Origin of the sequence: Cyanobium sp. PCC 7001 (genome assembly GCF_000155635.1) — a bacterium.
In the GTDB taxonomy this organism is placed as follows: Bacteria; Cyanobacteriota; Cyanobacteriia; order PCC-6307; family Cyanobiaceae; genus NIES-981.
In genome coordinates this window covers 1-1,840 of the sequence record NZ_DS990557.1, presented here as the reverse complement: position 1 = coordinate 1,840, position 1,840 = coordinate 1, and the positions used below count along the sequence as shown (strand labels likewise).

The following is a 1,840-nucleotide window of genomic DNA, read 5'->3' as shown; positions in this document are numbered from 1 at the left end:
CCATCGATCGCGAAGCCTCCGATTCCTTCCGCCACTTGGGCGAGGCTGACAGGAGCGGTGCTGGAGGTGCCAAACACCACGTAGGTACGGCCTGTGACAGTCGCGCCATCGGGCTTGGCATTGTTGGCGCCGATAATGAGGTCGGCTAGGCCATCGCCGTTGACATCACCCGCCGCGCTGACGCTGCGGCCACTGGTGTCGTAGGCGGACTCACCCGTGATGACGAAACCACCAGTTCCCCCAGCAATCGTGGAGAGTTCAACGAAGGAGGTGTTGTCAGACTTTCCAAACACCACATAGGAGCGCCCGGAATTGTTGCCATTGGCATCGTTGCCATAGGAGCCCACTAGGAGATCGGCAAGCCCGTCCCCATTCACGTCGCCGGCTCCGGCGACACTCCAGCCGCTGGCATCACTGGAGAAATCAGCTGACTGCTCGCCAAGAATGACAAATCCACCGATTCCAGCTGCAATGTCTGCGAGTTCGACCGGATTGGTATTGACCGACTTTCCATAGACCACGTAGGAGCGTCCATTGGAGTAGGGCCCTGCGAAGGGTGCACCGATCAAAAGATCAGCCAGGCCGTCCCCGTTCACATCCCCTGCAGAACTGACGCTGTAGCCGCTGTTGTTGAAGGACGCCTCGCCGTTGATCACAAAACCACCGATTCCTACCGTGATGGAAGTGAGATCAATGCTGGTGGGGTTGCTGGTTCCAAATATCACATAGGAGCGGCCAGAGGCAACTCCGTTGGAATCACTGGCATAGGCTCCGATGATCAGATCGCTGAGGCCATCCCCGTTGACATCTCCCGCCGAGGCCACACTGCGCCCGCTTACGTCGTAATCAGACTCTCCATTGATGACGAACCCGCGTGTGCTACCCGCCAGAGTCGCAAGGTCAACAGGGTTATTATTGTCAGACTTTCCAAAGACTACATAGGAGCGCCCGGAATTGTTGCCATTGGCATCGTTGCCATAGGAGCCCACCAGGAGATCGGCAAGCCCGTCCCCATTCACGTCGCCGGCTCCGGCGACACTCCAGCCGCTGGCATCACTGGAGAAATCAGCTGACTGCTCGCCAAGAATGACAAATCCACCGATTCCAGCCGCAATGTCTGCGAGTTCGACAGGGTTGGTATTGACCGACTTTCCATAGACCACGTAGGAGCGTCCATTGGAGTAGGGCCCTGCGAAGGGTGCACCGATCAAAAGATCAGCCAGGCCGTCCCCGTTCACATCCCCTGCAGAACTGACGCTGTAGCCGCTGTTGTTGAAGGACGCCTCGCCGTTGATCACAAAGCCACCGTTGCCGGCGGTGATCTGCGCGAGTTGAACCGGCGAATAGAGGAGTAGGTCCTGTTGCGCCGGTCCCGATGCATTTCCGGCGGCATCGGTCGCCACAGCCACAACCGTGTTGACTGAGCCCAGCTCCAGCGAACCGTTGACGGGAAGCGCGGTGGTGGTGTCGATGCTCCAGGTGCCGCCGCTGGCGGTGGTGGTGTAGGTGGCCCCCCCGATGACGAGGGAGATCCGGGCGCCGTCCTCAGCCGTGCCGCTGATGACGGGGGTGCTGTCGTTGGTGAGTGGCGCGGAGGTGATGGCCACCGACGGAGGGGTGGTGTCGATGGTCAGATCGAGCAGAACGGGGGCCGAGATGTTGCCCGCCGCGTCGGTGGCGGTGACGGAGATCGCGTTGCTGCCATTGGCATCAAGGGCGAGTGCACCGCTGACGGGAAGCGCGGTGGTGGTGTCGATGCTCCAGGTGCCGCCGCTGGCGGTGGTGGTGTAGGTGGCCCCCCCGATGACGAGGGAGATCCGGGCGCCGTCCTCAGCCGTGC

Annotated in this window: 1 protein-coding gene; it reads right to left on the bottom strand. The window is 61.0% G+C overall.

Annotation, left to right across the window (positions count from 1 at the left end; genetic code table 11):
- A partial coding sequence (locus CPCC7001_RS13835; RefSeq protein ID WP_006911822.1) for an Ig-like domain-containing protein occupies positions 1–1,840 on the bottom strand: 1,840 nt, incomplete at both ends.